Consider the following 3,665-nt stretch of genomic DNA (forward strand, 5'->3'; position numbering starts at 1 on the left):
AGCTAGGGGACTTTATAAAATGGGAACAAATCAGTTGTTAAATGCCGATGTCAATGGGTCATTTAACATCATTAGAAAAGTAATTCCTGATGTCATTGACCAGGGAATAAAGGGTTTGCCGTTTAATCCTGTAGTGCTTGACCCACTACGAATGACTAAGCTTTCAGGCTTTTAAGTAAGTTTGAGTAAGTTTAGTTGAGCGGTAGTCTCCCATGGATAAAGCGAGAATGGGAGAATGATCAAGATAAAACTAAGGGGAGTTTACCAGAATGTCCGGAGAAACCGTCACTTATTCCCTAGAAACTATTCTGACCAGGATCGAGGGAAAAATAGATAATCTACAAAGGGACGTTAATCAAAAATTTGACAAGATTGATGAGCGCTTTGACAGAATCGATGAAAGATTAAATAAAGTAGAGATAGGATTAGCTACTTTAACCGAGAAAGTCGTAGGGATGGATAAACGACTCGAAAAGGTGGAAAACGAACAAGTTAAATCGATAGGATTGGTTGCTTTAACCGAGAAAGTCGGGGGGATGGATAAACGACTCGAAAAGGTGGAAAATGAACAGGCTACCATGATTAAAGCTATTTCCGACCTACAGGGATTCCGCGGTCTAATTTTGCCGATCATTGTCGGTGCGCTCAGTGCTACTATTGGTGCAGTGATTACCGTAGCAGCAAAAATCTTGTTGATCGGCAATAGTCCCTGATCGAGATAAGATTAATTCTCGTGGTCAAGATGGAAGGCATTTGTGAATAAACTAAGCATTCTGGTTCTGCACGGGCCGAATTTAAACCTATTGGGAAAAAGAGAGCCGAATCTCTACGGTAACGTCAATTTAGAGACAATTAACCAGTTTTTAAGCGAAGAAGCTACCCGTTTAGGGGTGAATTTAACCGCACACCAGTCCAATCAGGAAGGGCAATTAGTGGACTGGATTCAGCAAGCATGGGGTCAGCAGCACGGTATTTTGATTAATGCGGGAGCTTATACTCATACCAGTATCGCCATCCGTGACGCACTCTTAGGCACAAAAATGGCCTGTGTGGAAGTCCACTTAAGCAATATTTACAAACGCGAGTCTTTTCGTCATCATTCCTACATTGCCGATATAGCCATCGGACAGATTAGCGGTTTTGGGGCCGAAAGTTATCGCCTAGGATTATGGGCATTAGTCGATTATTTGCAAAAGAATAAAGAATAATGATTAGGCAAGGGATTCTCCCACTTCTAAGAGGGGACAAAAGGGAAAATAGGGGGAAACCGTCCAACGATAGAATTTTTTGCTGCTGGTGGACTGAAGATTAAAACGCAGGGAAACAAAGGGGAAAAAGGGAGATACGGAACAATTCCAACTGAAAGCCGGCTTAGAAGTGCTATGATCGCCCTGCAAAGACCAAGCCGGGTATTGAAAAACCTCCCGGACGAGGGATTTTCCTTCATCGCTAACTTGGGCGCAGCTGCGACTAATGCCCGAAACCAAACAGAGACTATTACTAACACAATTATCATTAGAAGCCACGAGCAGGAGATTTTCCCCGGTGGTGGTTAGTTCAAAAGCGATAAAATCTCCAGCTTGCCAACGACTAAGGACTTGTCCCTGGGCATTCTGGTAGATAGCGCTGCAGTTTTCGGGATCGAGAAGACGATTACTATCGGGATCTAAGTAACCGCAAACCTTTCCCATCAGACGAGTTCCATCCTGAAACCCATACACCCAATCAAAGGTATCGATGTTAGCAGCCCCTTGATTGCTTTTGTTGACCAATAGTAATCGATCGCTGACCACGGTTAAATTCTCAATAAAACTAAGCTCCTTTTAATAACAAAGGTATCACTAAATACAAATTCCCCAAGGAAAAGATTTATTAATCTTAACTTGTCGGCCCCAGGGGAGAGTGAACTGGTCAACTTAAATCAAGGCCAAAACCTGCTATCTTATGGGGAGACAAAAATTATCTAGATCTTGTTTTAGCGAGTGGTAGTAAGGGCATGGCGTACAAGCGGGTATTATTAAAACTGAGTGGGGAGGCCCTGATGGGCAATCTCGGCTATGGGATCGACCCGATGGTGGTTTCCGCTATCGCTCAGGAAATCTCCGAAGTGGTTGACCAAGGCATCCAATTGGCGATCGTGGTCGGTGGGGGCAATATTTTTCGGGGGGTGAAAGCCGCCTCGGCCGGCATGGATCGGGCCACGGCCGATTATATTGGTATGATAGCAACAGTCATGAACGCTATGACCTTGCAGGATGCCCTAGAACGAGCGCAAGTACCGACTAGGGTATTAACAGCGATTGCGATGCAGGAATTAGCCGAACCCTACATCCGCCGGCGGGCAATCCGTCATCTGGAAAAAGGTCGGGTAGTGGTTTTTGGTGCGGGATCGGGTAATCCTTTCTTTACCACCGATACCACGGCGGCCCTGCGCGCTGCCGAAATTGACGCGGAAGTGGTGTTTAAAGCGACGAAAGTGGATGGAGTTTATGATTCCGATCCCTCTCACAATCCTAACGCGCGACGCTTTCAAAGTCTCACCTACGGTCATGTGCTGACCCATGATCTGCGGGTGATGGACGGAACGGCGATCGCTCTGTGCAAGGAAAATAATATCCCGATAGTCGTTTTCGATCTGTCGGTGACAGGTAATATTGTTCGCGCTGTCAAAGGTGAACCCGTTGGAACATTGGTAGGAGGATTCTGTGAAGTTAGCTGAAGTTCAAGACCATATGCAGAAAACCGTCGAATCAACCCAGAGAGGTTTTAATACGATTCGTACCGGCCGCGCAAATGCTTCTCTTTTAGATCGGATCGTGGTGGAGTATTATGGCATGGAAACTCCCCTCAAGTCCCTAGCGACAATTAGCACTCCCGACGCAACCACGATCGCCATTCAACCCTTCGATCGTACCAGTATGGGGGCGATCGAAAAGGCGATTTCTCTCTCGGACGTGGGTTTAACTCCCAGTAATGACGGTCAGACCATTCGTTTAAATATCCCTCCCCTCACCAGCGATCGCCGCAAGGAATTGGTCAAATTAGCGGCGAAATTGTCTGAAGAAGGAAAGGTGGCGATCCGCAATATTCGCCGGGATGCGATCGATGCTATCCGTAAACAGGAGAAAAGTCACGAAATTTCTGAGGATGAATCTAGGGATTTACAGGATCAAGTGCAGAAATCCACCGATAAATTTATCGCCAAAATCGAGGATTTGTTAACGACAAAAGAAAAAGATATCATGACCGTTTAAGTTTTTTTCTCCTAAGGGATAGAACAGGCTTTTTGTCTGTTCTATTTAGCGGTTGCTGAATAAATCTAAAAACCTTGTTGGATAATATTTTTAGGCTTTTTTGAAATCAAAAACTGCCAGCCCTTGCAGTGATCGGGGGGGAAATTTAGGGACTTTTTCGGCTCTTCGTTACTCTTTATGCTAAATCAACAGACAAGATGCCAAGATAACATACTTCTAACCCAAAAATTCCGAAAGTTTCTCAAGCCATAGCCTCTCCGTTTTATTAGTTTAAGTTTATTATTGATTCCCTCGACCAGCCCATTCGTTGTCCTTTGCTCGAAATAAGTAGGGAGGCACAATTATTTGTAGGATGGGTTAGCGGTAGCGTAAACTATGCGGTCGTTGGGTTTCATGCTTCAACCCAACCTA

At 45.0% G+C, this 3,665-nt stretch carries 5 protein-coding genes and 1 pseudogene; 4 read left to right on the forward strand and 2 right to left on the reverse strand.

The annotated features are described in order from the left end of the window. The first annotated feature begins 269 nt into the window (after positions 1-269). Entirely contained in the window at positions 270-713 is a 444-nt protein-coding gene (locus IM515_RS21930) for a hypothetical protein (RefSeq protein WP_287628700.1), read from the forward strand. Between the two features lie 42 nt (positions 714-755). After that, on the forward strand, positions 756-1,208 hold the full coding sequence (gene aroQ / locus IM515_RS21935) for a type II 3-dehydroquinate dehydratase (RefSeq protein ID WP_002766172.1): 453 nt from the start codon (positions 756-758) through the stop codon (positions 1,206-1,208). Between the two features lie 3 nt (positions 1,209-1,211). Here the strand turns inward: aroQ and IM515_RS21940 are convergent, their stop codons facing one another. Beyond that, entirely contained in the window at positions 1,212-1,793 is a 582-nt protein-coding gene (locus IM515_RS21940; protein WP_002766174.1) for a hypothetical protein, read from the reverse strand. A 203-nt stretch (positions 1,794-1,996) separates the two neighbouring features. Here IM515_RS21940 and pyrH point away from each other — a divergent pair, with 203 nt between their 5' ends. Together pyrH and frr are read left to right on the forward strand one after the other, a co-directional pair. Beyond that, a complete protein-coding gene (gene pyrH / locus IM515_RS21945) occupies positions 1,997-2,719 on the forward strand; it encodes a UMP kinase (RefSeq protein ID WP_002762234.1) in 723 nt (240 codons plus the stop codon). Between the two features lie 13 nt (positions 2,720-2,732). Beyond that, positions 2,733-3,254: a ribosome recycling factor gene (gene frr, locus IM515_RS21950; RefSeq protein WP_373276082.1), complete on the forward strand. Its 522-nt coding sequence runs from the start codon at positions 2,733-2,735 to the stop codon at positions 3,252-3,254. A gap of 185 nt (positions 3,255-3,439) precedes the next feature. Here frr and IM515_RS21955 read toward each other — a convergent pair. After that, positions 3,440-3,583: pseudogene (locus IM515_RS21955) on the reverse strand (transposase); the annotation flags it as partial. Positions 3,584-3,665: the final 82 nt, after the last annotated feature.

The organism is Microcystis sp. M44BS1 (assembly GCF_020244875.1).
Lineage (GTDB): Bacteria > Cyanobacteriota > Cyanobacteriia > Cyanobacteriales > Microcystaceae > Microcystis > Microcystis panniformis.